Source organism: Kitasatospora sp. NPDC057965 (assembly GCF_042887135.1).
GTDB lineage: Bacteria > Actinomycetota > Actinomycetes > Streptomycetales > Streptomycetaceae > Kitasatospora.
Genome location: NZ_JBHVPZ010000027.1, coordinates 1 through 26,426, shown reverse-complemented (window position 1 = coordinate 26,426; position 26,426 = coordinate 1). Strand labels below are relative to the sequence as shown.

Sequence of the window (26,426 nt, the reverse complement as noted above, 5' to 3'; positions counted from 1 at the left end):
GCTCGGCCCCCGGCGGGCCGCCCCCCCCGCCCCCCACCGGTCTAGCGCTGCCCGGGCAGCGGCGGCGGGGTCTTCGCCGGCCGCTCGGCGAGCGCCGCCAGGGCCAGCCGCACGCCCTCGGCGAGCTGCGGGTCCTCCCCCGCGGCCCACGCGTGCGGCGGGAACGGCACCTCGACGTCCGGGTCCACGCCGTGGTTCTCCAGGCCCCAGCCGACCCGCTCCGACCAGAACGCGTACTTCGGCTGGGTCACCAGGGTGCCGTCCACCAGCGAGTAGCGGCTGTCGATGCCGATCACCCCGCCCCAGGTGCGGGTGCCGACCACCGGGCCGATGCCGAGCGCCTGGATGGCGGCGTTGACGATGTCGCCGTCCGAACCGGAGTACTCGTCGGCCAGCGCGACGACCGGCCCGCGCGGCGCGTCCTCGGGGTACGGCGACGGATTGGCGACGTCCCGGGCGACGCCCCAGCCGATGACCCGCCGGGACAGCTTCTCGATCACCAGCTGCGAGGTGTGACCGCCCCGGTTGCCCCGGATGTCGACGATCACGCCCTCCCGGGCCATCTCCGAGCGCAGGTCGCGGTGGATCTGGGCCCAGCCGGTGGTCTGCATGTCCGGGATGTGCAGGTAGCCGAGCCGGCCCTCGGACAGCTCGCGCACGGTGGCCCGCCGGCCGGCCACCCAGTCGTGGTAGCGCAGCGCCTCGTCGTCGGCCAGCGGGACGACCACCGGGTGGCGCCGGTCGGTGCCGTCCTTGCCGGCCACGGTCAGCTCCACCGGCTGCCCGGCGGTGCCCGCCAGCAGCGGCGCCGGGCCGGTCACCGGGTCCACCGGGCGGCCGTTGACCGCCAGTACGGCGTCCCCCGGGCGGATCGCCGCGCCCGGGGCGGCCAGCGGAGAGTGCGCCCGCGGGTCCGAGGACTCGCCGGGCAGGATCCGGGCGATCCGCCACACCTCGCCGTCGCGGACCAGGTCGGCGCCGAGCAGACCCTGCCGGCGGGCCGCCTCGGTGTGCCGGCCGGGCGGCACCACGTACGCGTGCGAGGTGCCCAGCTCGCCGTGCACCTCCCAGAGCAGGTCCACCAGGTCGTCGTGCGAACCGAGCCGTTCCACCAGCGGGCGGTAGCGGTCCAGCACCCCCGCCCAGTCGACCCCGGAGAGGTCCGGGCGCCAGAAGTTGTCCCGCATCAGGCGGCCGTTCTCGTCGTACATCTGCCGCCACTCGGCCGCCGGGTCGACGGTCACCCGCAGCCGGTCCAGGTCGACGTCGATCTCCTCGTCCTCCCCGGACGCCTTGTGGCCGGCCGGCAGGATCCGCAGCTCGCCCTCGTCCAGCACCGCCAGCCGGGTGCCGTCGCCGCTCACCGCGAACGCGTCCAGCCCGTCCACCAGCTGCTCGGCCCGGCGCTTGCGGAAGTCGAAGCGCTCCAGGGTGGGCCGCGGGCGCTCGTCGTCCAGCGAGGCGGCCTCGTCGCCCAGCTCGCCGACCAGCGGGACGCGGGTCCACAGCACCCCGTCCTTGGCGGCCCGCAGAGTGCCGAACCGGCCGCCCTCGACCGGGAACGGCACGATCCGGTCGGCGATGCCGTCCAGGTCGACCCGGGTCACCGGCGGCGCGTCGGCCCCGCCCTCCTCGCCGTCCGCCCGCTTGCCCCTGGGCTCGTCGTCCTCGCCGCCGACGGTCCGCCCGGCCCGGCTCGGCCCGAACGGGGACGGCGTGTCGGCGGCCAGCGTGATCAGGTACGGACGGCAGCCGTTGGGGAACGACAGGTCGAAGACGTGCGAGTCGTACACCGGGTCGAAGTTGCGCACCGACAGGAAGGCCAGGTGCCGGCCGTCCGCGGTGAAGGCCGGCGAGTAGTCGACGAACCGCTGCGGGGTCGCCTCGGAGACCGTCCGGGTGGCCAGGTTGGCCAGCACGATCTGACGCAGCGACCACGGCCCGAGGGTCGGCTGCGACCAGGCCAGCCAGGCCGAGTCCGGGCTGAACGCCAGCCCGCCGACCTCGCCGTCGGTGCTGTGCGCCAGCTCGTGCACGGAGCCGTCGGCCAGCGAGACCAGCAGCACCCGGCCGTCGTGCGCGCCGACCGCCAGCTGCTTGCCGTCCGGCGAGACCACCAGCGCGCGGACCCGCCCCAGCTCCCCGGCGGCCAGCCGGCGGCGCTCGGCGCCGAGCACCTCGGGCGCGTACTCGATCGCGTCCTCGCCCCCGGCGTCGGTCACCCAGACCACGCCCTGCCCGGCGTCCTCGCCCGCCGCGCCCGGCACCACCCGGGCCAGCCGCCCGCGCACGCCCGGCGTCTCGTCCAGCACCCGGGCCGGACCCTCCCGGTGGGCCAGCCAGTGCACGGTGCCGCGCACCACCACCGCGCCCGCCCGGCCGGTGCGGTCCGGGGCGGCGCCCTCCAGCCAGTACGCGGCGGACACCAGGCGGGGGCGGCGGCCGGCGCGCGGTCCGGCCGGCCGGACGTCGAGGCGGCGCGGCTCGGCACCCGCCAGGTCGTCCAGCAGCCACAGCTCGCCGGCGGCGTGCCAGACCACCCGGGCGCCGTCGGTGGCGGCGTCGCGGGCGTAGAAGTCCTCCGGGGAGCTGCCGTGGCGGCGCAGGTCGGAGCCGTCCGGGAGGCTGGAGTACGGCGCGCCGACGCCCTCGTGGTCGGAGAGGAACGCGATGCGCTCCCCGACCCACAGCGGCGACTCGATGTTGCCGTCCAGCTCCTCGTGGACCCGCTCGAAGCGCTCGGTGCCGATCCACAGCTTGCCGGCCCGCCCGCCCCGGTACCGCTTCCACCAGGCCGGCTCCACGCCGAACGCCGAGACCAGCAGCGTCCGGTCACCACCCGGCTCGAAGGCCAGCCCGCCGACCGGGCCGTACGGCAGCCGCACCGGCTCGCCGCCGTCCAGCGGCACGGCGTGCGCCCAGGTGCGGCGCAGCGAGGCCTGCCCGGCGGCGGTGGTGGCGATCGGCCGGCCGTCCGCCGTCCAGCCGCGCAGCTGGGTCTGCGGGTCGCCCCAGTGGGTGAGCCGGCGGGACGGGCCGCCGTCCACGGGCGCGAGGTGCACCTCGGGGGCGCCGTCCCGGGTCGAGGTGAAGGCGACGTACCGGCCGTCCGGGGAGAACCGGGGGCGGCGGACCGGGACGTGATCGGCCGTCAGCCGCCAGGCCCGGCCGCCGTCCAGCGGGGCGAGCCACACGTCGTTCTCGGCCACGAAGGTGATCAGGTCGCCGTGCAGGTGCGGATGGCGCAGATAGGCGCCCACGGGAGTGCTCTCGGGTTCGCTCACACCCGTCACCCTAGGCACCCGGCCGCGTCGCCCGCCCGGACTTTACCGACCGCGAACCCCCACGGGGGACGCTCCCCCGGGACCGGCTAGGACCAGCGGCCGGTGCGGCCCAGCAGCAGCGCGCCGGCCGCCACCCCCGCGGTGGAGGTGCGCAGCACCGAGGGGCCGAGCCGGTACGGCCTCGCGCCGTGCTCGGCGAAGGCCGCCAGCTCCTCCGGGGAGACCCCGCCCTCCGGGCCGACCACCAGCACCAGGTCCCCGCCGTCCGGCAGCGCGGCCCCGGCCAGCGGCTCGGCGCCCTCCTCGTGCAGCACGGCCGCGAAGGCGGCGCCGGCCAGCACCGGGGCCAGCTGCCGGGTGGTCATCAGCTCGCGGACCTCGGGGAAGCGCAACCGGCGCGACTGCTTGCCGGCCTCCCGCGCGGTGGCCCGCCACTTGGCGAGCGCCTTGGCGCCGCGCTCGCCCTTCCACTGGGTGATGCAGCGCGAGGCCGCCCAGGGGATCACCACGTCCACGCCGACCTCGGTCATGGTCTCCACGGCCAGCTCGCCCCGGTCGCCCTTGGGCAGCGCCTGGACGACCACGATCCGCGGCGCCGGCTCCGGCTCGCGGCGCACGGCCGTCACCGTCACGTCGACCGCGTCCTTGCCGTGCACCGCCGCGACGGTGCCGTCCACGCCCAGGCCCAGGCCGTCCGCCAGGGTGACCGCCTCGCCCGGCTCCAGCCGCTTCACGGCGGCCGCGTGCCGGCCCTCCGGCCCGTCCAGCCGCACCGGCGCGCCGGGCGCGGCGGCGGCGATCCGCTCGGTGTCGACGACGAACACGGGCGCGGTCATGCGGGGAACCTCCGGGGTGGGAACGGGAACGGGGACGCCAAAGGGGTGCCGAGGAAGCCTCGGCACCCCCGCGCGGGACGGCTACCGGCCGTTGAAGGCGTCCTTCAGCCGGGAGAACAGCCCCTGCTGCCCGGGCGCGAACTGGCCGGACGGCCGCTCCTCGCCGCGCAGCACCGCCAGACGGCGCAGCAGGTCCTCCTGCTCGGCGTCGAGCTTGGTGGGCGTCTGCACCTCGACGTGCACTATCAGGTCGCCCCGGCCGCCGCCCCGCAGGTGGGTGATGCCCCGGCCGTGCAGCGGGATGGACTGGCCGGACTGGGTGCCGGGCCGGATGTCGACCTCCTCCACCCCGTCCAGCGTCTGCAGCGGCACCTGGGTGCCGAGCGCGGCCGCCGTCATCGGGATGGTGACGGTGCAGTGCAGGTCGTCGCCGCGCCGCTGGAACACCGCGTGGGTGGTCTCGGCGATCTCGACGTACAGGTCGCCGGCCGGGCCGCCGCCGGGGCCGACCTCGCCCTCGCCGGCCAGCTGGATCCGGGTGCCGTTGTCGACACCGGCGGGGATCTTGACGGTCAGGGTGCGGCGGGCGCGGACCCGGCCGTCGCCGGCGCACTCCGGGCACGGGGTCGGCACGACGGTGCCGAAGCCCTGGCACTGCGGGCAGGGCCGGGAGGTCATGACCTGGCCCAGGAAGGACCGGGTGACCTGGGAGACCTCGCCCTTGCCGCGGCACATGTCACAGGTCTGCGCGGAGGTGCCGGGGGCCGCGCCCTCGCCGCTGCAGGTGGTACAGGTGACGGCGGTGTCGACCTGGAGTTCCTTGGTGGTGCCGAAGGCGGCCTCCTCCAGGGTGATCTCCAGGCGGATCATGGCGTCCTGGCCGCGCCGGGTGCGCGAGCGCGGGCCGCGCTGGCCGGAGGCGGCGCCGAAGAAGGCGTCCATGATGTCGGAGAAGCCGAAGCCGGCCGCCCCCGCGCCGAAGCCGCCCGCCCCGCCGCCGCCGTTGGGCGAGAGCGGGTCGCCGCCGAGGTCGTAGACCTGGCGCTTCTGCGGGTCGGAGAGCACCTCGTAGGCGGCGTTGATCTCCTTGAACCGCTCCTGCGTCTTCGGGTCCGGGTTGACGTCCGGGTGCAGTTCGCGCGCCAGGCGCCGGAACGCCTTCTTGATCTCGTCCTGCCCCGCATCCCGTCGGACGCCGAGTACCGCGTAGTAGTCCGTGGCCACCAAATGCTCCGCTTGTTCCGCCTGTAAGAGTGCTTGCGACTGCGGGACGCGTCATGTGGATGACGCGCGCCCGTTCCTACGACTCGGCCAGGATCTGGCCCACGTACCGTGCCACCGCTCGCACCGCCCCCATTGTGCCCGGATAGTCCATCCGAGTCGGACCGATCACACCCAGTTTGGCCACGCTTTCGTCGCCCGAACCGTAACCGACCGAGACGACCGACGTGGAATTCAGCCCCTCGTAGGCGATCTCGCGGCCGATCCGGACCGTCATCCCGGCGTCCGCGGTCTCACCCAGGAGGCGGAGCAGGACGACCTGCTCCTCCAGCGCCTCCAGCACCGGCTGGATGGTGAGCGGGAAGTCATGGCCGAAACGGGTCAGGTTGGCCGTGCCGGCCAGCATGATCCGCTCCTCGCTCTGCTCGGCGAGCGTCTCGAAGAGCGTGGCCAGCACGGTCGTCACGGTCGGCCGGTCGGCCGCCTCGAACAGCGCCGGCAGCCCTTCCAGCAGCCCGGGGACGTCCGGGAGGCGCTGGCCGGCGGCCCCCGCGTTGACCCGGGCCCGCAGATCCGCCAGCAGCGTCTCGCCGACCGTGCCCGGGCAGTCCACCAGCCGCTGCTCGACCCGGCCGGTGTTGGTGATCAGCACCAGCATCACCTTGGCCGGGGCCAGCGCGACCAGCTCGATGTGCCGCACCGTGGAGCGGCTCAGCGAGGGGTACTGCACCACCGCGACCTGGCGGGTCAGCTGGGCCAGCAGCCGCACCGTGCGGGCGACCACGTCGTCGAGGTCCACCGCGCCGTCCAGGAAGTGCCGGATCGCCCGCCGCTCGGGCGCGCTCATCGGCTTGACCTCGGCCAGCTTGTCGACGAAAAGCCGGTAGCCCTTGTCGGTGGGGATCCGCCCGGCGCTGGTGTGCGGCTGGTGGATGTACCCCTCCTCCTCCAGCGCCGCCATGTCGTTGCGGACGGTGGCCGGGGAGACCCCGAGGTTGTGCCGGTCCACCAGGGCCTTGGAGCCGACCGGCTCCTCCGTCCCCACGTAGTCCTGGACGATCGCGCGAAGCACCGCGAGCTTGCGGTCGTCGAGCTGGCGGACCTCACCGGCCATGGGGCACGCACCTCCGTCTTCACGCGTTGTCCGTTGTGACACGCCGTTGTGGCATGTGTCCGCATTTCGAGCTGTCCGGTCCGGCCCCGCGGGGCCCCGGCCTTGGCACTCTGAACACCCGAGTGCCAGATCCGTACCTGCCAGTGTAAGGCCCGGGTCCGACGGCAGGAACGGCCCGGCCGGAGTGATCCTGCCCGCAGTCCGCGGCGCGCGGATGATGCCGCGGGCCCGCCCGGGTGGCAGCATCGAAAGCGGACGGCGAACGGAGGAACAGCGATGTCGACCTCGGGCCAGCACACCCGTTTCGCCCCCGACCGCGGCCTGACCGGCCGGATGGTGGGGACGATGTTCCTGATCGGACTGCTGTACGTCGGCTTCACCGGGCTGCTCATCGCCCTGCTGCGCGGTGCCTGGCCGATCATCGTCCTGATCTCCGGCGGCCTGTTCGTCGCCCAGTTCTGGTTCAGCGACAAGATCACCGAACGGGCCATGGGCGCCCATCCGGTCACCCCGGAGCAGTACCCGCAGCTGCACGGCGCCGTCGACCGGCTCTGCGCGCTCGCCGACATGCCCAAACCGCGGGTCGCCGTCGCCCGCAACGACATGCCGAACGCCTTCGCCACCGGCCGCAACCCGCAGAACGCGGTGGTCTGCGTCACCACCGGCCTGCTGCGCCGGCTGGAGCCGGAGGAACTGGAGGGCGTGCTCGCCCACGAGCTGTCGCACGTCGCCCACCGGGACGTCGCCGTGATGACGGTGGCCGGCTTCCTCGGCGTCCTGGCCGGCGCGATGACCAGGATCGCCATGTACGGCGGCTTCATGGGCGGCGGGCGCAACAGCAACGACCCCAACGCCGCGATCGTCGCGCTGGTCGTCCCGCTGGTGTCGATCGCCGTCTACGCGATCAGCTTCCTGCTGACCCGGATGCTCTCCCGCTACCGGGAGCTGGCCGCCGACCGGGCCGCCGCCCAGCTCACCGGGCGGCCCAGCGCGCTGGCCTCGGCGCTCACCAAGGTGACCGGCCAGATCGCCGCCATCCCGACCAAGGACCTGCGCCAGGCGCAGGCCTACAACGCCTTCTACTTCGCCCCCGCGCTGAGCGCCCGCGAGGCCGCCACCCAGCTGTTCTCCACCCACCCGACGCTGGAGCAGCGGCTGGCCCAGCTCGCGAAGATCTCCGCACAGCTCGGCCGCTGACCCGTTGACCCTCCCCCCGGAAGGACCGCCGTGGGAATCCTGGACGCGCTGTTCGGCCGCACCAAGCCCGTCAAACCCGACCTCGACCAGCTGTTCGGGGTGCCGTCCGCCGCGCTGACCCTGGAGGCCGCGGCGGGCTTCCGGCCCACCGGGCTCGGCTCGGTCTGCTTCGCCTCGGTCGAGGGCGGGGCCTTCGACGAGGTCGAACGCCAGGTCCGGGCGCTGCTGGACGCCGACACCGAGCGCGGCGGCGTCCCCGTCGAGGCGTCCAAGGACGACTACGGCTACTCCTGGCTGCTCGCCCGGCACACCGCCGAAGAGCTGCCCGACCTGGTCAACGACCTGCACGCGGTCAACAGCGAGCTGGAGGCGAACGGCTTCGGGCCGCAGCTGCTCTGCTCGCTGGTCGGCTTCCGCGACGCCGCGGGGCGCCGGCCGCTGGCCCTGGTCTACCTGTACAAGCGCGGTACCTTCTACCCCTTCGCGCCGCTGCCCGGCCGCGGGGAGAAGCGGGACAGCCCGCTGGAGCTGGAGGTCAACGCGATGCTCGGCAACGACCTGCGGCTGGAGAAGGACCTCACCCGCTGGTTCCCGGTCTGGGGCGCGCCGGGACTGTGAGCGCGGGGGCGCGGACGCCGACGCGCGGGCCCGGCGCGCGGGCCGGAAATCCGGTGGCCACCGCTCCCCCGCTCGCCTAGGGTCCGACCATGATCGACTGGAGTGCGCTCGAAACCGCCGCCCCGACCCCCGACACCCTCGCCGCCGTGAGCGCCGCCCTGCGCTCCGCCGACCCGCACGTGCGCGACACCCTCGCCTACGAGCAGCTGTGCCGCTGGGCACCCCTGCTCACCCCGGAGCAGCGCCTGGCCCTCGGCGACGAGATGGCCGAGCGGCTGTCCGACCCCGAGATCCAGGCCCGCACCTTCGCCCCGCTGGTGCTCGCCGAGCTCGCCGACCTCGGCGCCCACCGCCCGGCCTGGCAGGACGCCTTCGCCCACTGGTACGTCGCCGAGACCGATCTGCGCGGCTGGGACCCGGAGCTCGGCTGGCTGCACGCCGTCGCGCACGGCGCCGACTACCTGGCCGCCCTGGGCCGCGGCCGGCTGCTCGCCGACCCGACGCCGCTGCTGGAGCTGGCAGCCGCCCGGCTGCTCGCCCCCACCGACCACGTGCTGGACGCCATGGAGGACGACCGGCTCGGCCTCGCCCTCGCCCAGATCCTCGCCCGCCCCGACCTGACCGAGCGCCAGGCCCTCGGCTGGCTCGACCCGATCGCCGCCCAGCCGCCGCGCCGCCCCTCCGCGACCTCCGGCGGCGTGCCCGCGGTCGTCTCCAACACCCTGCGCACCCTGCGGATGCTGCACGTGCTCGCCGACCGGGGTGTGCGCATGGAGCGCGGCGCCGATCCGGTGCCGCTGCCGCACTCGGCCGCGCTGCGCGAGCGGATCGCCGGGATCCTGGTGGTGAACTCGCCGTTCACCGGCTGACGCCTCGTAGACTCCGTGGAATGCGCAGCCGCCAGTACGGACCCGACCTGACCCCGCCGTGGAAGAAGCAGGCCCCCGCGCCGGAGGTGCCCGCCGAGCGGGACCTGGTGGTGGAGGAGGCGGCGAGCGGGTTCTGCGGGGCGGTGGTGCGCTGCGAGAAGACCGCCGAGGGGTTCACCGTCACCCTGGAGGACCGGTTCGGCAAGCACCGGGTCTTCCCGATGGTCCCGCGCGGCTTCCTGCTGGAGGGCCGGACGGTCACCCTGGTCAGGCCCTCGGCCCCGGCCCCCTCCCACGCCCCCGGCCGCACCGCCTCCGGCTCCGTCGCCGTCCCCGGCGCCCGCGCCCGGGTGGCCCGCGAGTCGCGGATCTACGTCGAGGGCCGGCACGACGCCGAGCTGGTGGAGCGGGTCTGGGGCGACGACCTGCGGATCGAGGGCGTGGTCGTCGAGTACCTGGAGGGCGTCGACGACCTGCCCGCGATCGTCGCCGACTTCGCCCCCGGCCCGGGCCGGCGCCTGGGCGTCCTGGTCGACCACCTGCTCCCCGGCACCAAGGAGCACCGCATCGCCGCCCGGGTCACCGGCCCGCACGTGCTGGTCGTCGGCCACCCCTACATCGACGTCTGGCAGGCCGTGAAGCCCTCCTCCGTCGGCATCCCCGCCTGGCCCGCCGTCCCCCGCGGCGAGGACTTCAAACTCGGCACCTGCCGCCGCCTGCGCTGGCCCGAGGACACCCCCGCCGCCTGGAAGCGCATCCTCGCGAAGGTGAACTCCTACAAGGACCTGGAGCCCGAGCTACTGGGCCGCGTCGAGGAGCTGATCGACTTCGTCACCCTCCCCGAGTGACACTCGGCCGTATATCCTTTTCGGCAATCGGATATACGCCGTAGGAGGTCGCCATGTCCCGCACCGTGATCGACCTGGACGACGAGGCGCTGGCCGACGCCGCCCGCTACCTCGGCACCACCACCAAGAAGGACACCGTCAACGCCGCCCTGCGGGAGATAGCGGACCGCCGGCGCCGGGCCGCGGCACTGGCCCGGATGCGCGGGATGGTCGCCGAAGGCGAGATCGACTTCTCGGTCATCGGCTACCCCGACGGCGCCTCGGGCACGTCCGGAAGGCCGGCCGCATGACCGAGGACTTCCTGATCGACACCAGTGCGCTGGTCCGGCTGATGCGCGGCCAGACCGGCGCGGCCTGGGAGGAGGCCGTGACGGCGGGGCTGGTGCTGCTCTGCGAGCCGGTCCGCCAGGAGTTCCTGCGCGCGGTAGGCGGCCGGGCCGCCTACTTCGAGGCGACCGGCCTGCTCCGGGAACTCTTCCCGTCCCAGCACCTGCGCGACAGCGCCTGGGAGGACGCCGCCGAGTTGCAGGAGCGCCTCGCCCAGTCCGGCGCCCACCAGTGCGCGAGTCCGGTGGACCTGCTGGTCGCCGTCACCGCCGCCCAGCACAAGCTGACGGTCCTGCACCAGGACGCCGACTTCGAGACCATGGCCCGGCTGACCGGGCAGCCCGTCCGGCGGATCGACTAGTCCACCAGGTCACGCACCACCGCGTCGGCCAGCAGGCGGCCGGGGAGGGTGAGGGCGGCGCGGCCCTGCTCGTAGGGGGCGGGGGCGAGCAGGCCGTCGGCGAGGGCGCGGGCGGCGGCCGCACGGCCGGTGGCGGTGAGCAGGTCCAGGGGGATGCCCTCGGCCAGGCGCAGTTCGAGCAGGATCCGCTCGACGCGGCGGTCCTCGGCGGTGAGGCGCTCGCGGCCCTGGGCGGGGGTGCGCTGCTCGGCGAGGGCCCGGGCGTAGGCGGCCGGGTGCTTGGCGTTCCACCAGCGGACGCCGCCGACGTGGCTGTGCGCGCCGGGGCCGGCGCCCCACCAGTCGCCGCCGGTCCAGTACAGCTCGTTGTGGCGGCAGCGGCCCTCGGGGGTGGTGGACCAGTTGGAGACCTCGTACCAGGAGTAGCCGGCGGCGCTCAGCGCCTCCTCGGCGATCAGGTAGCGGTCGGCGTGCACGTCGTCGTCGATCATCGGCAGTTCGCCGCGGCCGACCCGGGCGGCCAGTCGGGTGCCCTCCTCGACGATCAGCGAGTAGGCGGAGACGTGGTCGGGCCCGGCGCCGATCGCGGCGTCCAGGGAGGCCCGCCAGTCGTCGTCGGACTCGCCGGGGGTGCCGTAGATGAGGTCGAGGTTGACGTGCTCGAAGCCGGCCGCGCGGGCCTCGGCGACGCAGGCCTCGGGACGGCCGGGGGTGTGGTGGCGGTCGAGCAGCCTGAGCACGTGCGGGCGCGCGGACTGCATGCCGAAGGAGATCCGGTTGTAGCCGCCTTCGCGCAGTTCCGCCAGGTACGCCGGGTCCACCGACTCCGGGTTGGCCTCGGTGGTGACCTCGGCGCCCTCGGCGAGCCCGAACTCGTCGCGGATCGCGGCGAGCATCCGCACCAGGTCGCGGGCCGGCAGCAGGGTCGGGGTGCCGCCGCCCAGGAAGACGGTGCGCACCGGCGGGGCGTCCGCGCCGAGGACCCGCCGGGCGAGCCGGACCTCGGCGACCACGTTGTCCGCGTACGTCTCCTGGGAGGCGACGGTGCCCGAGGAGCGCAGCTCGGTGGCGGTGTAGGTGTTGAAGTCGCAGTAGCCGCAGCGGCTCGCGCAGTAGGGCACGTGCAGGTAGAAGCCGAACGGCCGCGAGCCCAGCCCGTCGAGGGCGTGCGCGGGCAGGGAACCGTCGGACGGCACCGGTTCGCCGTCGGGGAGTGCGGAGGGCATGACCCCATTGTCCCGTACGGCCGGGGTGATCCCCACGGGCCGTACGGGACGGGCGGGACGGACGGGAGCGAGGGCGGGCCCGGCGGGCGGCTCAGGCCTCGTTGGCGCCCGTGTACATCGCGGTGACCGCCTCGGCGTAGGTCCGCTCCACCACCGGGCGCTTGATCTTCAGGCTCGGGGTGAGCTCGCCGTGCTCGACGTCCAGGTCGCGCGGCAGCAGGTGGAACCTCTTGATCGTCTGCCAGCGCTGGAGCTGCCCGTTGAGCCGCCGCACGAAGCCCTCGATCAGCTCGTGGGTCCGCGGGTCGGCGACCACCTCGGCGTAGGACGCGCCCGCCAGGCCGTGCTCGGCGGCCCACGGCATGATCACCGCCTCGTCCAGGCCGATCAGCGCGGTGCAGAAGTTGCGGCCGTTGCCGATCACCAGGACGTTGCTGACGAACGGGCAGACCGCCTTGAACTTGCCCTCCACCTCGCTCGGCGCCACGTACTTGCCGCCGGAGGTCTTGAACAGGTCCTTCTTGCGGTCGGTGATCCGCAGGAAGCCGTCCGGGGACAGCTCGCCGATGTCCTCGGTGTGGAACCAGCCGTCCGCCTCCAGCACCTCGGCGGTCTTCTCCGGCAGGTTGTGGTAGCCGCGCATGACACCGGGGCCGCGCAGCAGGATCTCGCCGTCCTCGGCGATCCGCACCTCGGTGCCCGGCAGCGGACGGCCCACCGTGCCCACCCGGATGTCCTCGGCCCGGTTGACGCTGGAGCCGGCGCTGGTCTCGGACAGGCCGTAGCCCTCCAGGATCGGCACTCCGGCGCCGACGAAGAAGTAGCCGATCTCCGGGGCCAGCGCGGCGCTGCCGGACACCGCCCCACGCAGCCGCCCGCCGAACGCGGCCCGGATCTTGGCGTACACCAGCCTGTCGGCGAGGGCGTGCTTCATCCGCAGCGCCGCCGGGGCGGTGCCCACGCCGGTCGCCACCCGGCTGTCCTGGACCGCGCGGGCGTACTCGCGGGCGGTGCGCGCCGCCCACAGGAAGATCTTGTACTTGGCGCCGCCCTGCGCCCGGGCCTTGCCCGCGATGCCGTTGTAGACCTTCTCGAAGATCCGCGGCGCCGAGGCCATGATGGTCGGCCGGATCACCGGCAGGTTGTGGATGATCCGGTCCACCCGGCCGTCCACCGCCATCACGTGCCCGGTCGCGATCTGCCCCGAGATCAGCGTCTTGCCGAACACGTGCGACAGCGGCAGCCACATGAACTGCACGTCGTCGGCGGCCAGCAGTCCGCTCGCCTCCTGCGCCCGGCCCTCGTAGGCCCAGCAGTCGTGCACCAGGCGCACGCCCTTGGGGCGGCCGGTGGTGCCGGAGGTGTAGATGAGGGTGGCCAGCTGCTCCTTGTCGAGGGCGGTGACCGCCTTCTCGACGGCGTCCGGGTGCCCGGCCAGGTGCTCGGCGCCGAGCCGCTCCAGCTCGGCGAGGGTGATCACGCGCAGCCGGCCGGCCGGCGGGGGCCCGTCCGGCGCGTCGAACAGGATCACCGTCTCCAGCCCGGGCAGCCGGTCCAGTTCGGCGACCACCTTGTCCAGCTGCGCGGTGTTCTCGGCGAACAGGGCCCGGGAGCCGGAGTCGGAGAGGATGAACGCGGTCTCGTCGGCGTTGGTGCTCGGGTAGACGGCCGTGGTGGCCGCGCCCGCGCACATGTTGCCGAGGTCGGCGAGGATCCACTCCAGGCGGGTGGAGGAGGCCAGCGCCACCCGGTCCTCGGCCTCGATGCCCAGCGACAGCAGCCCGGCCGCCACCGCGTGCACCCGGGCCGCGGTCTGCGCCCAGGTCAGCGACCGCCACTGCTCGGCGCCGGGGGTGCTGTCCGCCGCGTGCTCGTCCACCGGGACGGGGTAGCGGTAGGCCTCACCGCCGGGGGTCAGCGCGACCCGTTCCCGGAACAGGTGGGCGACGGAGGCGGGACGCCCGGCGACGATGTCGGGACGGCCGGAGTCGATCAGGGACTGCGCGGAACTCAACGAGGACCTCCGGGGGAGGGTGGCCGTCTGGAAGAGGTGGCGTCCGTAGGGGCGGCCGCCGGCCCCCTGGCAACCGGGACTGGTACCGATGAGTAACAAGAGGGCTGCCAGCAGCCTAGGGGGAAACCGGTCATTCCGTAAGGGGGCGGACCGACCTGGCACCCTGTCGGACCGCCGGTGCCCGGCACAACCGCGCTCCGCGGAACGTTCGGCAAAGGGCTGGACAAAGATCCGGCTCGCTTGCCCGGAATCTCATGTACCGGCCTCCCGAGCAACGAGAATTGGGATGCCAAAGCCGCCGCCGACGACAAGAGTGAGCCAGTGCTGATCAGACTGCTCAGGGCGTACCTGCGCCCCTACACCCGACCGATCATCCTGCTGGTGCTCCTCCAGCTGGTCTCCACCCTCGGGCTGCTCTACCTGCCCACACTCAACGCCGACATCATCGACAGCGGAGTGATCAAGGGGGACACCGGCTACATCCTGCGCGTGGGCGCCGTGATGATCGGCGTCACCCTCCTCCAGACCCTCTGCTCGATCAGCGCCGTCTACTACGGCGCGCGCACCGCCATGGCGGTGGGCCGCGACATCCGGGCCGCCGTCTTCGACCGCGTCCAGAGCTTCTCCGCCCGCGAGATCGGCCAGTTCGGCGCCCCCTCCCTCATCACCCGCACCACCAACGACGTCCAGCAGGTCCAGATGCTGGTCCTGATGTCGTTCACCCTGATGGTCGCCGCACCGATCATGTGCGTCGGCGGCATCATCATGGCCCTCAACCAGGACGTGCCGCTCTCCGGACTGCTGCTGGCCGTCGTCCCCGCCCTCGGGGCCGTCGTCGCCCTCCTCGTCCGCCAGCTGCGCCCGCGCTTCCGCAGCATGCAGGAGCGGATCGACACCGTGAACCGGGTGCTGCGCGAGCAGATCACCGGCATCCGGGTCATCCGCGCCTTCGTCAAGGACGACCACGAGCAGAACCGGTTCGCCGGCGCCAACGAGAGCCTCACCGGCGTCTCGCTGCAGGTCGGCAAACTGATGGCCTACCTGTTCCCGAGCGTCATGCTCGTCGTCAACGTCTCCAGCGTCGCCGTGCTGTGGTTCGGCGCCCACCGGATCAACAGCGGCGACATGGAGATCGGCGCCCTGACCGCCTTCCTCTCCTACCTGCTGCAGATCCTCATGAGCGTCATGATGGCCACCTTCATGTTCATGATGGTGCCGCGCGCCGAGGTCTGCGCCGAACGCATCCAGGAGGTGTTCGACACCTCCTCCAGCGTGGTGCCGCCCGCGGCCGGCGTCACCGAGGTGCTGCGCCGCGGCCACCTCGAAATGCGCGACGTCGACTTCCGCTACCCCGGCGCCGAGGCGTCCGTGCTGCGCGGCATCGGCATCACCGCCCGCCCCGGCGAGACCACCGCCGTCATCGGCTCCACCGGCAGCGGCAAGTCCACCCTGCTCGGACTCGTCCCCCGGCTGTTCGACGCCACCTCCGGCCAGGTCCTGCTCGGCGGCGTCGACGTCCGCGAACTCGAACCCGGGACGCTGTCCGACAGCGTCGGCCTCGTCCCGCAGAAGCCCTACCTGTTCACCGGCACCGTCGCCAGCAACCTGCGCTACGGCCGGCCCGACGCCACCGACGAGGAACTCTGGCACGCCCTGGAGATCGCCCAGGCCAAGGAGTTCGTCGAACGGCTCCCCGAAGGCCTGGACGCGCCCATCTCCCAGGGCGGCGGCAACGTCTCCGGCGGCCAGCGCCAGCGCCTGGCCATCGCCCGCACCCTGGTGCGCCGGCCCGACGTCTACCTCTTCGACGACTCCTTCTCCGCGCTCGACTACGCCACCGACGCCAAGCTGCGCAAGGCGCTCGCCCGCGAGACCTCCGACGCCACCGTGGTGATCGTCGCCCAGCGCGTCTCCACCATCCGCGACGCCGACCGGATCATCGTCCTGGACGAGGGCGCCGTCGTCGGCAGCGGCACCCACGGCGAGCTCATGGCCGGCAATCCGACGTACCGGGAGATCGTGCTCTCCCAGCTCACCGAGCAGGAGGCGGCGTGACCAGCCCCGACAAGTCCGCGCCCGGCTTCGACAAGGCGCCGCCCGGCGGACGTCCCGGCGGGCCGGGCGGGCCGGGAGGTCCCGGTGGACCCGGTGGACCCGGTGGTCCGGGCGGCCCCGGTGCGGGCGGCCGGCCGGCCCAGGCCGGCGACTCCCAGGCCGCCGCCGCCCGCCGCGGCCCGGCCGGCCCCGGCCGCTTCATGGGCGGCCAGGGCGCCGAGAAGTCCATGGACTTCAAGGGCTCCGGCAAGCGGCTGCTCAAACTCCTCCGCCCCGAACGCGCCCTCATCGCCGGCGTGCTCGGCCTCGGCGTCCTCAGCATCGGCGCCGCCATCGTCGGCCCCAAGATCCTCGGCAACGCCACCGACCTGATCTTCGCCGGAGTCATCAGCGGCCGCTTCCCCGCCGACGCCTCCAAGCAGCAGATCATCGACGGCCTGCGCGCCCGCGGCGACGGCGACCTCGCCAACCTGCTCTCCTCCGTCGACTTCACCCCCGGCCAGGGCATGGACTTCGGCGCCATCGGCACCGTCCTGCTCTGGGTCCTCGCCATCTACGTCGCCTCCGCCGTCTTCGGCGTCGTCCAGGGCCGCCTCGCCGCCCGCGCCATCCAGCGCACCGGCTACCGGCTGCGCCAGGACACCGAGGCCAAGCTCGCCCGGCTGCCGCTCAGCTACTTCGACAAGCAGCCCCGCGGCGAGGTCCTCAGCCGGGTCACCAACGACATCGACAACATCAGCCAGACCATGCAGCAGACCATGGGCCAGGTGGTCAACTCGCTGCTCACCGTGGTCGGCGTGCTCGCCATGATGTTCTGGATCTCCTGGCTGCTCGCCCTCATCGCGCTGATCGCCGTCCCGCTGTCCGTCGTCGTCGCCACCCGCGTCGGCAAGCGCGCCCAGCCCCAGTTCGTCCAGCAGTGGAAGTCCACCGGGCAGCTCAACGCGCACATCGAGGAGATGTACACCGGCCACACCCTGGTCAAGGTCTTCGGCCGGCAGAAGGAGTCCGCCGAAACCTTCCGCGAGCACAACGAGGCCCTCTACGCCTCCAGCTTCAAGGCCCAGTTCATCTCCGGCGTCATCCAGCCCGCGATGATGCTCATCGGCAACCTCCAGTACGTGCTGATCGCCGTCGTCGGCGGCCTGCGGGTGGCCAGCGGCGCGCTGTCCATCGGCGACGTCCAGGCGTTCATCCAGTACTCCCGCCAGTTCAGCCAGCCGCTCACCCAGGTCGCCAGCATGGCCAACCTGGTGCAGTCCGGCGTCGCCTCCGCCGAACGCGTCTTCGAACTCCTCGACGCCCCCGAGCAGACCCCCGAACCGGCCATGCCCGAACGCCCCGACGCCCTGCGCGGCCGGGTCGTCTTCCAGGACGTCGCCTTCCGCTACGACCCCGACAAGCCGCTCATCGACGACCTCTCGCTCAAGGTCGAACCCGGCCAGACCGTCGCCATCGTCGGCCCCACCGGCGCCGGCAAGACCACCATGGTCAACCTGCTGATGCGCTTCTACGAGGTCAGCGGCGGCCGGATCACCCTCGACGGCGTCGACATCGCCGCCATGTCCCGCGAGGAACTGCGCTCCGGCATCGGCATGGTCCTCCAGGACACCTGGCTGTTCGGCGGCACCATCGCCGACAACATCGCCTACGGCGCCGACGGGGCCACCCGCGAGCAGGTCGTCGAAGCCGCCAGGGCCGCCCACGTCGACCGCTTCGTGCGCACCCTGCCCGACGGCTACGACACCGTCATCGACGACGAGGGCACCGGCGTCAGCACCGGCGAGAAGCAGCTCATCACCATCGCCCGGGCCTTCCTCGCCCAGCCCTCGATCCTGGTCCTCGACGAGGCCACCAGCTCCGTCGACACCCGCACCGAGGTGCTCATCCAGCGGGCCATGGCCCGGCTGCGCACCGGGCGCACCAGCTTCGTCATCGCCCACCGGCTCTCCACCATCCGGGACGCCGACGTGATCCTGGTGATGGAGAACGGCTCCATCGTCGAACAGGGCGGCCACGACGAGCTGATCGCCACCGACGGGGCCTACGCCCGGCTCTACAAGGCGCAGTTCGCCGAGGCGGTCGCCGAGGTCGAGTAGCGCCGCGGCCACCGGGGAGCCCGGGGCGGACGGTCCCACCGCCGCCCCGGGCTCCCGCGCGTCCGGGCCCGCCGCCCTCGGCCGCCACGGCGGCGGGCGCTACGGTGGGGCCGTGAGTGACGAACCGTCGACAACCGCCGCCGCCCGGCCGGGGGCCACCGGCACACCCGCCGCCGCCACCGGCCCGGACGTCTTCGAGGCCCACCGGCGCTACCTCGGCTCCGTCGCCTACCGGATGCTCGGCTCCTTCACCGACGCCGAGGACGTCCTCCAGGAGGCCTGGCTGCGCTGGCGCGCCGCCGACCGCACCGCCGTCGCCGACCCCCGTGCCTACCTCACCACCGTCGTCACCCGCCTCTGCTACGACCAGCTCGGCTCCGCCCGGGCCCGCCGCGAGTCCTACTTCGGCGAATGGCTGCCCGAACCGTCCCTCTCCTACCAGGACACCCCGGCCTCCCCCGCCGACCTCGCCGAACGCGGCGAGTCCGTCTCGCTCGCGCTGCTCGCCGTCCTCGAACAGCTCACCCCCGCCGAACGCGCCGCCTTCGTCCTGCACGACGTCTTCGCGGTCGGCTTCGACGAGATCGCCGCCTCCCTCGACCGCAGCCCCGACGCCACCCGCCAGCTCGCCTCCCGCGCCCGCCGCCGGATCAAGGCCGGCGGACGCCGGGCCGACGCCGACCCCGCCGAGCACCGGCAGGCCGTCGAGGCGTTCGCCGCCGCCAGCGCCCGCGGCGACATCGCGGGCCTGCTCGCCGTCCTCGACCCCGACATCGTCTGGCACTCCGACGGCGGCGGCGTCGTCACCGCCGGCGCCCGCCCGGTGCTCGGCTCCGCCAAGGTCTCCCGGCTGGTCCTCGGCCTCGTCAACAAGTGGGTCACGGCCGAGGCCGTGGTGGAGTTCGCGCTGGTCAACGGCGAGCCCGGCCTGGTCTGGTACGCGCGGCCGGGCGTCATCGGCGGCGTGCTGGCCTTCGCCGTCGCCGACGGCCGGATCACCGAGGCCTACGCCGTCGTCAACCCCGAGAAGCTCGCCCACCTCAACGCCCCCGCCACCCCTCCGGGAGTGTGACGCGGGTCACCGTCACAGTCCCGCGGGCGCCGTCGTCCCCCTTCCGAACACGCGGAGAAGCGTTCCCCGGCCACCCCGGGGACGCCGCGACAGGACGCCGACGACGGCGCCACGAAGGAGCGGGACGACATGAACGAGAAGCAGATCGTCATACTGGGGGCCGGCTACGCGGGCCTCGCCGCCGCGGCCCGGGCCGGAAAGCGCGGCCGGGTGACCCTGATCGCCCCCGAGAGCCGCATCCTGCACCGCATCCGCCAGCACGAGACCACCGCCGGCCTCCCCGTGACCCGGCCCGCCGTCGCCGAGGTGCTGCGCGGGCGGGGCGTGCGGCACGTCCGGGCCCGCGCCACCGAACTCGACCTCGGCGGGCGCAAGGTGCTCCTGGACAACGGCGACACCGTCGCCTACGACACCCTGGTCTACGCCCTCGGCAGCCGCACCTCCTGGCACGGCGTGCCCGGCGCCGAGGAGCACGCCTACCCCGTCGAACGGGCCGCCGAGGTCGCCGAGCGGCTGCGCGCCGCCGAGCGCGCCGGCAGTGCCGAGCGCCCGGGCACCGTCGAGCGTCCGGGCACGGCCGAGCGCGCCGGCAGCACCGAGCGCCCGGGCACCGTCGCGGTCGTCGGCGGCGGCGCCACCGGCATCGAGCTGGCCGCCGAACTCGCCGAGGCCCACCCCCGCTGGACCGTGCGGATCGTCACCGGCGACCGGGTCGGCGGCTGGTTCTCGACCAAGGGCCACGACCACGTCCACCGGGTGCTGCGCGGGCTCGGCGTCGGGATCCACGAGCAGAGCGCCGTCACCGCCGTCGACGCCGAGGGCCTCACCACCACCGCCGGCCGGATCCCCGCCGACCTGGTCGTCTGGGCCGCCTCGATGGAACCGCACCCGCTCGCCGCCCGGGCCGGCCTCGCCGTCACCCCCGCCGGACAGGCCGTCGTCGACGACCACCTGCGGTCGGTCTCGCACCCCGAGGTGTACGTGATCGGCGACGCCGCCGAGGTCACCGTCCCCGGCACCGGGACCCTGCGGATGGGCTGCGCCACCGCCCTGCCGCAGGGCCAGTACCTCGGCAAGGTGCTCACCGGGCGCACCGACAAGCCGTTCGCCTTCCGGTACACGGCGCAGTGCCTGAGCCTGGGGCGGCGCGAGGGGCTGTTCCAGTTCATCCACGGCGACGACTCGATGCGGCCCACCGTGCTCACCGGGCTCGCCGGGCGGCTGGCCAAGGCGGCGATCCTCAAGAGCGTGGTGCTGTCGCTGCGCTGAGCGGCCCGTCGCCGGGGAGGAACGCACGAGGGGCCCGGGACGCGGTGTGCGTCCCGGGCCCCTCGCGGTGGCGCCGTGGTTACTTCTTCTCGCCCTTGGGGGCTTCGGCGTCGGTGGAGAGCGCGGCGATGAAGGCCTCCTGCGGGACCTCCACGCGGCCGACCATCTTCATCCGCTTCTTGCCTTCCTTCTGCTTCTCCAGCAGCTTCCGCTTGCGGGAGATGTCGCCGCCGTAGCACTTGGCGAGCACGTCCTTGCGGATCGCGCGGACCGTCTCGCGGGCGATCACGCGCGAGCCGATCGCGGCCTGGATCGGCACCTCGAACTGCTGGCGGGGGATCAGCTTCTGCAGCTTGCCGGCCATCATCACGCCGTAGCTGTAGGCCTTGTCCTTGTGCACGATCGCGGAGAACGCGTCCACCGCGTCGCCGTGCAGCAGGATGTCGACCTTCACCAGGCTCGCGGTCTGCTCGCCGATGGGCTCGTAGTCGAGCGAGGCGTAGCCGCGGGTCTTGGACTTCAGCTGGTCGAAGAAGTCGAAGACGATCTCGGCGAGCGGCAGGGTGTAGCGCAGTTCCACCCGGTCCTCGGACAGGTAGTCCATGCCCTGGAGGTTGCCGCGGCGGGACTGGCAGAGCTCCATGATCGCGCCGACGAACTCGTTCGGCGCCAGGATGGTGCCGCGCACGACCGGCTCGTAGACCTCGGCGATCTTGCCGGTCGGGAACTCGCTCGGGTTGGTGACGGTGTGCTCGGTGCCGTCCTCCATGATCACCCGGTAGACCACGTTCGGGGCGGTGGAGATGAGGTCGAGGTTGAACTCGCGCTCCAGGCGCTCCCGGATGATCTCCAGGTGCAGCAGGCCGAGGAAGCCGCAGCGGTAGCCGAAGCCGAGCGCCACCGACGTCTCCGGCTCGTACACCAGGGCCGCGTCGTTCAGCCGCAGCTTGTCCAGCGCGTCGCGCAGCAGCGGGTAGTCCGAGCCGTCCAGCGGGTAGAGGCCGGAGAACACCATCGGGCGCGGGTCCTTGTAGCCGCCCAGGGCCTCGGTGGCACCCTTGTGCTGCGAGGTGATGGTGTCACCGACCTTGGACTGCCGGACGTCCTTCACACCGGTGATGATGTAGCCCACCTCGCCGACGCCCAGGCCGTCGGCGACCTTCGGCTCCGGCGAGATGACGCCGATCTCCAGCAGCTCGTGGGTCGCGCCGGTGGACATCATGGCGATGCGCTCGCGCTTGGTCAGCTGACCGTCGACGACCCTGACGTAGGTGACCACGCCGCGGTAGGCGTCGTACACCGAGTCGAAGATCATCGCGCGGGCCGGGGCGTCCGCGACGCCGACCGGGGCCGGGACGGTGTTGACGATGTGGTCCAGCAGGTCCTCGACGCCCAGACCGGTCTTGGCGCTGACCTTCAGGACGTCGCCCGGGTCGCAGCCGATGATGTGCGCGATCTCCTCGGCGTACTTCTCCGGCTGGGCGGCCGGCAGGTCGATCTTGTTCAGCACCGGGACGATCGTGAGGTCGTTCTCCAGCGCCAGGTACAGGTTGGCGAGGGTCTGCGCCTCGATGCCCTGGGCCGCGTCGACCACCAGGATGGTGCCCTCGCAGGCCGCGAGGGAGCGGGACACCTCGTACGTGAAGTCCACGTGGCCCGGGGTGTCGATCATGTTGAGGATGTGCGTGGAACCGGCGGCGGGGCCGGTCTTCGGCGCCCAGGGGAGTCGGACGGCCTGCGACTTGATGGTGATGCCGCGCTCGCGCTCGATGTCCATGCGGTCGAGGTACTGGGCGCGCATCTGCCGCGGGTCGACCACACCGGTGATCTGCAGCATCCGGTCGGCGAGCGTCGACTTGCCGTGGTCGATGTGGGCGATGATGCAGAAGTTGCGGATCAGCGCCGGGTCGGTACGGCTGGGCTCTGGCACATTGCTGGGGGTCGCGGGCACCTTGGTCCGATTCTCCGTTGGTCCGGGGGCCGGGGGTGTCCGGATCATCGCTGACCGGCTTCCCGGGCGACCGGACGGTCGTCCGATCGAGATAGTTCCTCCCATCTTCCCACTTCCCCCGCGCGGGTCGCGCGCCGCCGTCCGGTTCGGGCCTCCCGGCACCCGTCGGAAGGGCCCGCGGGTGCCTTGCGCCCGGGCGGCGGCACAGCGGGGCGGGACGGGGCAGGATGGCCGACCATGATCCTGGAAAGCGCCCTGCTCGACGTCCTGCCCGGCCGGGAGGAGGAGTTCCTCGCCGCCTTCGCCGAGGCCCGCCCGCTGATCGCCGGCCGGCCCGGCTTCCGCTCCCTGGAGCTGCGCCGCTGCCTGGACGAGGGACGCGGCTCCCGGTTCCTGCTCCACGTCGAGTGGGAGACGCTCGCCGACCACACCGAGGGCTTCCGCCGCTCCCCCGAGTACCGGCGGTGGCGCGAACTGCTGCACCACTTCTACCGGCCGTTCCCCGAGGTCGAGCACTACGGCGAGCCGGTCCTGCGGGCCTGAGCCGGGTCCGCCCGGTTTTGGCCGGGCCCGGCGCCCCTGGTAGCGTGGGGCGCTGCACCTGGCCTCGGCATGCCCTCTCAGCAGGTCCGACGGCCGCGCGGTGCAGCCCTCCCCCAGCCTCCGGCCGGGAGGGACATCCAGAACCGATGACACAGACTGAGGCTCCTTCGTGGCGAACATCAAGTCCCAGATCAAGCGCAACAAGACCAACGAGAAGGCGCGCCTGCGCAACAAGGCCGTCAAGTCCTCGCTGAAGACCGCGCTGCGCAAGGCCCGTGAGGCCGCTGCCGCCGGCGAGACCGAGAAGGCCACCGAGCTGGCCCGCGCCGCCTCCAAGGCGCTGGACAAGGCCGTGAGCAAGGGCGTCATCCACGCCAACCAGGCCGCCAACAAGAAGTCGGCCATCACCAAGCGCGTCAACGCGGCCGCCCAGGCCTGACGCCCCCGGGGCCGCCTCGACGGTCCCACCCTCCTCGGGACGGCCCGGCCCTCTACCCGGACACCCGAGGTGCGCAGCACACTTCGCACCGCACGCGGCCTGCGTTCGCCACGCGGGTGCGGTGCACAGAGATCAACCGGAAGCGTCGGCCCCGCCGCCCCTTCCCCGTACTGCCCGGCCGGTTCCCCACCGGCCGGGCAGTTCGCGTTCGCGGGCGCGCTCGCCGGCGGGCGTGCCCGCTGGTGGGCGTGCTCAGCCGATCTTCGTCCAGCTCTGGCAGCCCTGCGTCTTGAAGACGACGTCGGACTTCTTGATCGTGACGACGCCCTGGCCGGTCAGGTTCTCGTTGGCGATGATCGAGTCGAGGTCGCCGTCGGCGGAACGGGCCCGATCCCAGTAGCACATGCGGGCCGCGCCGCCGGCCGGGCCGGCCGTGCGGTAGGTGCCGGGCCGGATGCCGGGACCGACCAGGAAGGTGCCGCTGGCCGATGAGGGCCCCGACCCTACCGGCCGGGAGGAGCGCCACGATGGCTGTCCCGCCCTCCGGGACGAGCGGTAGGGTCCCGGGTGTCCGGCACCCACGCCGAGGGCCCGAGGGGGGCACACATTGGGGACACCTCCGCCACCACCGCCACCGCCGCCGTCACCGCGGAGCGGCCCCGGCTTCGTCGGCTACCCGCAGCAGCCGCAGCCGTCGGTGCCCGCGCCGACCGGCCAGCCCGGCTTCGGGCCGCCGCCCGGTCTGCCCAGCGCGCCGGGTGTGCCGGGTGTGCCTGCCGCCCCGGGCGGCAGGCGGAGCGGGGGCCTGCGGCGCAACGCGGTGTGGGCGTTCGTCGGCGCGATCCTCGCCTCCGCGGTCTGGACCGGCACGGTCGTCGCGGTACCCGGCATCGTCCACGGCGAGTCCGGTGCGAAGAGCGCCCGCGGCTACCACGCCGTCGACAAGATCTGCGAGGCGGGCAAGCTCACAGCGTTCCGCGGCAAGTACAAGATGGTGGACAACTACCCGCTGGAGCACGCCGGCCGCAGCGGGTCCATGGACGTCATGCGCTGCTACGCGCTGATGAAGCGCACGCCCGGCGACAGCGAGACCACCGACTACGCCACCCTCGACATCCGTGCCGAGTTGCACAAGGCGGTCGACTCCGTGCCCGAGTTCGCCGCCCTGCGGCACTACTTCGAGCAGCAGAAGTACGAGATCACCGACGTGCCCGGCCTCGGCGAGGAGGCCTACCTCGCGTACGGCGACGAGCCGACCAGCTCGGACAAGACCTTCCACGACATCAACTACTACCTGCAGGTCCGCGACGGCGCGATGACGTACTCGCTGTACTGGACGGACAACTACCAGGTCGGCAAGAACCACACGCTGGACCGCGAGATCGTGCGCAAGGCCATGACCGACGACACCCGGGACATGCTCAAGGCGATCGGCGGGCCGTAGCGGCGGGCCCGCTCCGTCCGCGGGTCTGGCCACGGGCCGCCCACGGGCTCAGTACGACGGCGGCCGGGAACCGGCTCGGGAGGCCCTGGCCACGGCGACCACGGCCCGCTCCAGCGCGAAGGCCGGGTCGTCGGAACCGCCCTTGACGGCGGCGTCCGCCTGCGCGATCGCGGTCAGCGCCGTGGCCACGCCGTCGCCCGTCCAGCCGCGCATCTGCTGACGGACCCGCTCGACCTTCCACGGCGGCATGCCCAGCTCGCGCGCCAGGTCCGCCGGGCGCATGTTGCGCCCGGTGCTCGCCAGCCGGCCGATGCTGCGCACGCCGGAGGCCAGCGCGTAGGTGATGCCGGTCGGCGGCTGGCCGACGGCGAGCGCCCAGCGCAGCCGCTCCAGCGCCTCGGCGGCCCGGCCGGTGACCGCCAGGTCCGCCACCTCGAAGCCGGTGGCCTCGGCCCGGCCGCTGTAGTAGCGGGCCACCACGGTCTCGTCGATGGCGCCCTCGACGTCGGAGGTCAGCTGGCTGGCGGCGGCCGCCAGCTCGCGCAGGTCGCTGCCGAGCGCGTCCAGCAGGGCCTGGCAGGCCTCCGGGGTCGCCGAGCGGCCGAGGGTGCGGAACTCGCCGCGGACGAAGGCCAGCCGCTCGCCCGCCTTGGCGAGCTTGGCGCAGGCCACCTCGCGCCCGCCGGCCTTCCGGGCCGCGTCCAGCAGGCCCTTGCCCTTGGCGCCGCCCGCGTGCACCAGGACCATGATCACTTCGTCGGCGGGGGCCTCGATGTACGCCTTGACCTCCTTGACGGAGTCGGCGGAGAGGTCCTGGGCGGCCCTGACCACGATGACCTTGCGCTCGGCGAAGAGCGACGGGGTGGTCAGCTCGGCCAGGCTGCCCGGCTGCAGGCCGCCCGGGGGGAGGTCCCGCACATCGGTGTCCGGGTCGGCCGCCTTCGCCGCGGCCACCACCTGGGCGACCGCGCGGTCCAGCAGCAGCTCCTCCTGGCCGACCGCGAGGGTCAGCGGGGCGAGCAGGTCGTCGGGTGCACTCTTCCTGGCCATCGTCTACCAGCATCCCACGGGGGACGGACAGCTCCGGCCCTGGAGAATGGGCGGGTGACCGAAGACCCCACCGCCGACCCCACCTCCGACGCCGCGACCGATCTGCCGGACGGCTTCGACCCGCACGCCCGGCAGCTGCTCGTCCTGCCCGACCGCGACGCCGCCGAGGAGGCCGCCGAGGCGCTCGGCACGGACCACCCCGACCTCGGCGAGCTCGAAATCGTCCGCGACGCCCTCGCGGGGGAGGACGACGCCGAGGACGCCCAGTGGCTGGTGGTCGTGGAACCTCCGGAGGACGGCTGGAACCCCGACCGCCTCCGCGCCCTCGACGCCGTCGCCGCCTCCTACGAAGGCTGGCGCGAGGAGGGCTGACCCGGTGTGGCCTTTCCTGGAGCAGGAAGTCGGCTCGGCCGACTTCCTGCTCCAGGGGGTGGGAGCCCGTGCGGCCTGCTTCCACTCGGCGCTGCGGTCGCCTCGTTGCCGGGTTGGTCCGCGGCGTGGGGGGGGGGGGCGGGCCCCGTCCCCCCCCCCGCGGGGGGGGGGGCCCGGCCCCCCCCGCGGGCCAACAGCGGGACGACAACGGGGCGCG

General features: G+C 73.5%; 23 protein-coding genes. 14 read left to right on the top strand and 9 right to left on the bottom strand.

Features of this window, described 5'->3' with window-relative positions:
* Positions 1 to 41: 41 nt before the first annotated feature.
* The 4 genes from ACFVVU_RS29330 to hrcA form a co-directional block, all read right to left on the bottom strand.
* A complete protein-coding gene (locus ACFVVU_RS29330) occupies positions 42 to 3,284 on the bottom strand; it encodes a S41 family peptidase (RefSeq protein ID WP_387793271.1) in 3,243 nt (1,080 codons plus the stop codon).
* An 86-nt stretch (positions 3,285 to 3,370) separates the two neighbouring features.
* Entirely contained in the window at positions 3,371 to 4,120 is a 750-nt protein-coding gene (locus ACFVVU_RS29325; RefSeq protein ID WP_380683685.1) for a 16S rRNA (uracil(1498)-N(3))-methyltransferase, read from the bottom strand.
* An 81-nt stretch (positions 4,121 to 4,201) separates the two neighbouring features.
* The gene (gene dnaJ, locus ACFVVU_RS29320; protein WP_387793269.1) at positions 4,202 to 5,344 is read right to left on the bottom strand and encodes a molecular chaperone DnaJ; all 1,143 of its coding nucleotides are present in this window, start codon (positions 5,342 to 5,344) and stop codon (positions 4,202 to 4,204) included.
* A gap of 76 nt (positions 5,345 to 5,420) precedes the next feature.
* A complete protein-coding gene (hrcA, locus tag ACFVVU_RS29315) occupies positions 5,421 to 6,455 on the bottom strand; it encodes a heat-inducible transcriptional repressor HrcA (RefSeq protein ID WP_380683684.1) in 1,035 nt (344 codons plus the stop codon).
* 276 nt (positions 6,456 to 6,731) lie between these two features.
* Here hrcA and htpX point away from each other — a divergent pair, with 276 nt between their 5' ends.
* The 6 genes from htpX to ACFVVU_RS29285 all read left to right on the top strand — a co-directional run bounded on the left by htpX (position 6,732) and on the right by ACFVVU_RS29285 (position 10,675).
* Positions 6,732 to 7,652 carry a zinc metalloprotease HtpX gene (gene htpX / locus ACFVVU_RS29310; protein WP_380683683.1) on the top strand — a complete coding sequence of 307 codons (921 nt, stop codon included), beginning with the start codon at positions 6,732 to 6,734 and terminating at the stop codon, positions 7,650 to 7,652.
* 30 nt (positions 7,653 to 7,682) lie between these two features.
* Positions 7,683 to 8,270 carry a hypothetical protein gene (locus ACFVVU_RS29305; RefSeq protein WP_380683682.1) on the top strand — a complete coding sequence of 196 codons (588 nt, stop codon included), beginning with the start codon at positions 7,683 to 7,685 and terminating at the stop codon, positions 8,268 to 8,270.
* Positions 8,271 to 8,359: 89 nt separating this feature from the next.
* Complete coding sequence (locus ACFVVU_RS29300; protein ID WP_380683681.1) at positions 8,360 to 9,139, top strand: DUF2785 domain-containing protein; 780 nt, start codon at positions 8,360 to 8,362, stop codon at positions 9,137 to 9,139.
* A 20-nt stretch (positions 9,140 to 9,159) separates the two neighbouring features.
* Positions 9,160 to 9,987: a DUF3097 domain-containing protein gene (locus ACFVVU_RS29295; RefSeq protein WP_380683680.1), complete on the top strand. Its 828-nt coding sequence runs from the start codon at positions 9,160 to 9,162 to the stop codon at positions 9,985 to 9,987.
* 53 nt (positions 9,988 to 10,040) lie between these two features.
* Positions 10,041 to 10,277, top strand: coding sequence for a type II toxin-antitoxin system VapB family antitoxin (locus ACFVVU_RS29290; protein ID WP_387793265.1), 237 nt, complete (start codon positions 10,041 to 10,043; stop codon positions 10,275 to 10,277).
* On the top strand, positions 10,274 to 10,675 hold the full coding sequence (locus tag ACFVVU_RS29285) for a PIN domain nuclease (protein ID WP_387793263.1): 402 nt from the start codon (positions 10,274 to 10,276) through the stop codon (positions 10,673 to 10,675). Before ACFVVU_RS29290 ends, ACFVVU_RS29285 begins: the two co-directional genes overlap by 4 nt.
* Here ACFVVU_RS29285 and hemW read toward each other — a convergent pair.
* Both hemW and ACFVVU_RS29275 read right to left on the bottom strand, forming a co-directional pair.
* Positions 10,672 to 11,901, bottom strand: a complete 1,230-nt coding sequence (hemW, locus tag ACFVVU_RS29280) for a radical SAM family heme chaperone HemW (RefSeq protein ID WP_387793261.1) — start codon at positions 11,899 to 11,901, stop codon at positions 10,672 to 10,674. The two genes, ACFVVU_RS29285 and hemW, sit on opposite strands and share 4 nt — an antisense overlap.
* Positions 11,902 to 11,992: 91 nt before the next feature.
* The gene (locus tag ACFVVU_RS29275; RefSeq protein WP_380683676.1) at positions 11,993 to 13,915 is read right to left on the bottom strand and encodes an AMP-dependent synthetase/ligase; all 1,923 of its coding nucleotides are present in this window, start codon (positions 13,913 to 13,915) and stop codon (positions 11,993 to 11,995) included.
* A gap of 321 nt (positions 13,916 to 14,236) precedes the next feature.
* On the opposite strand from ACFVVU_RS29275, the gene ACFVVU_RS29270 reads away from it, so the two are divergent.
* The 4 genes from ACFVVU_RS29270 (at position 14,237) to ACFVVU_RS29255 (ending at position 20,410) form a co-directional block, all read left to right on the top strand.
* On the top strand, positions 14,237 to 15,970 hold the full coding sequence (locus ACFVVU_RS29270) for an ABC transporter ATP-binding protein (RefSeq protein ID WP_387793259.1): 1,734 nt from the start codon (positions 14,237 to 14,239) through the stop codon (positions 15,968 to 15,970).
* A gap of 200 nt (positions 15,971 to 16,170) precedes the next feature.
* Positions 16,171 to 18,069 (top strand): ABC transporter ATP-binding protein, encoded by a 1,899-nt coding sequence (locus ACFVVU_RS29265; RefSeq protein WP_380715503.1) that lies wholly within the window; start codon positions 16,171 to 16,173, stop codon positions 18,067 to 18,069.
* A 112-nt stretch (positions 18,070 to 18,181) separates the two neighbouring features.
* Positions 18,182 to 19,141: an RNA polymerase sigma factor SigJ gene (gene sigJ, locus ACFVVU_RS29260; protein ID WP_380690032.1), complete on the top strand. Its 960-nt coding sequence runs from the start codon at positions 18,182 to 18,184 to the stop codon at positions 19,139 to 19,141.
* A 129-nt stretch (positions 19,142 to 19,270) separates the two neighbouring features.
* Positions 19,271 to 20,410 carry an NAD(P)/FAD-dependent oxidoreductase gene (locus ACFVVU_RS29255; protein WP_387793256.1) on the top strand — a complete coding sequence of 380 codons (1,140 nt, stop codon included), beginning with the start codon at positions 19,271 to 19,273 and terminating at the stop codon, positions 20,408 to 20,410.
* 79 nt (positions 20,411 to 20,489) lie between these two features.
* Here ACFVVU_RS29255 and lepA read toward each other — a convergent pair whose 3' ends face one another.
* Positions 20,490 to 22,361, bottom strand: a complete 1,872-nt coding sequence (lepA, locus tag ACFVVU_RS29250; RefSeq protein ID WP_380687902.1) for a translation elongation factor 4 — start codon at positions 22,359 to 22,361, stop codon at positions 20,490 to 20,492.
* A gap of 237 nt (positions 22,362 to 22,598) precedes the next feature.
* On the opposite strand from lepA, the gene ACFVVU_RS29245 reads away from it, so the two are divergent.
* Entirely contained in the window at positions 22,599 to 22,904 is a 306-nt protein-coding gene (locus ACFVVU_RS29245) for an antibiotic biosynthesis monooxygenase family protein (RefSeq protein ID WP_380687900.1), read from the top strand.
* 169 nt (positions 22,905 to 23,073) lie between these two features.
* Positions 23,074 to 23,343, top strand: coding sequence for a 30S ribosomal protein S20 (gene rpsT / locus ACFVVU_RS29240; protein WP_350566336.1), 270 nt, complete (start codon positions 23,074 to 23,076; stop codon positions 23,341 to 23,343).
* 252 nt (positions 23,344 to 23,595) lie between these two features.
* Here the strand turns inward: rpsT and ACFVVU_RS29235 are convergent, their stop codons facing one another.
* On the bottom strand, positions 23,596 to 23,748 hold the full coding sequence (locus tag ACFVVU_RS29235) for a hypothetical protein (RefSeq protein WP_387793253.1): 153 nt from the start codon (positions 23,746 to 23,748) through the stop codon (positions 23,596 to 23,598).
* A 364-nt stretch (positions 23,749 to 24,112) separates the two neighbouring features.
* On the opposite strand from ACFVVU_RS29235, the gene ACFVVU_RS29230 reads away from it, so the two are divergent.
* The gene (locus ACFVVU_RS29230) at positions 24,113 to 24,787 is read left to right on the top strand and encodes a hypothetical protein (RefSeq protein WP_387793251.1); all 675 of its coding nucleotides are present in this window, start codon (positions 24,113 to 24,115) and stop codon (positions 24,785 to 24,787) included.
* A 48-nt stretch (positions 24,788 to 24,835) separates the two neighbouring features.
* Here the strand turns inward: ACFVVU_RS29230 and holA are convergent, their stop codons facing one another.
* Complete coding sequence (holA, locus tag ACFVVU_RS29225; protein ID WP_380687895.1) at positions 24,836 to 25,837, bottom strand: DNA polymerase III subunit delta; 1,002 nt, start codon at positions 25,835 to 25,837, stop codon at positions 24,836 to 24,838.
* Between the two features lie 102 nt (positions 25,838 to 25,939).
* On the opposite strand from holA, the gene ACFVVU_RS29220 reads away from it, so the two are divergent.
* Positions 25,940 to 26,209: a hypothetical protein gene (locus ACFVVU_RS29220; RefSeq protein WP_387793350.1), complete on the top strand. Its 270-nt coding sequence runs from the start codon at positions 25,940 to 25,942 to the stop codon at positions 26,207 to 26,209.
* Positions 26,210 to 26,426 lie beyond the last annotated feature (217 nt).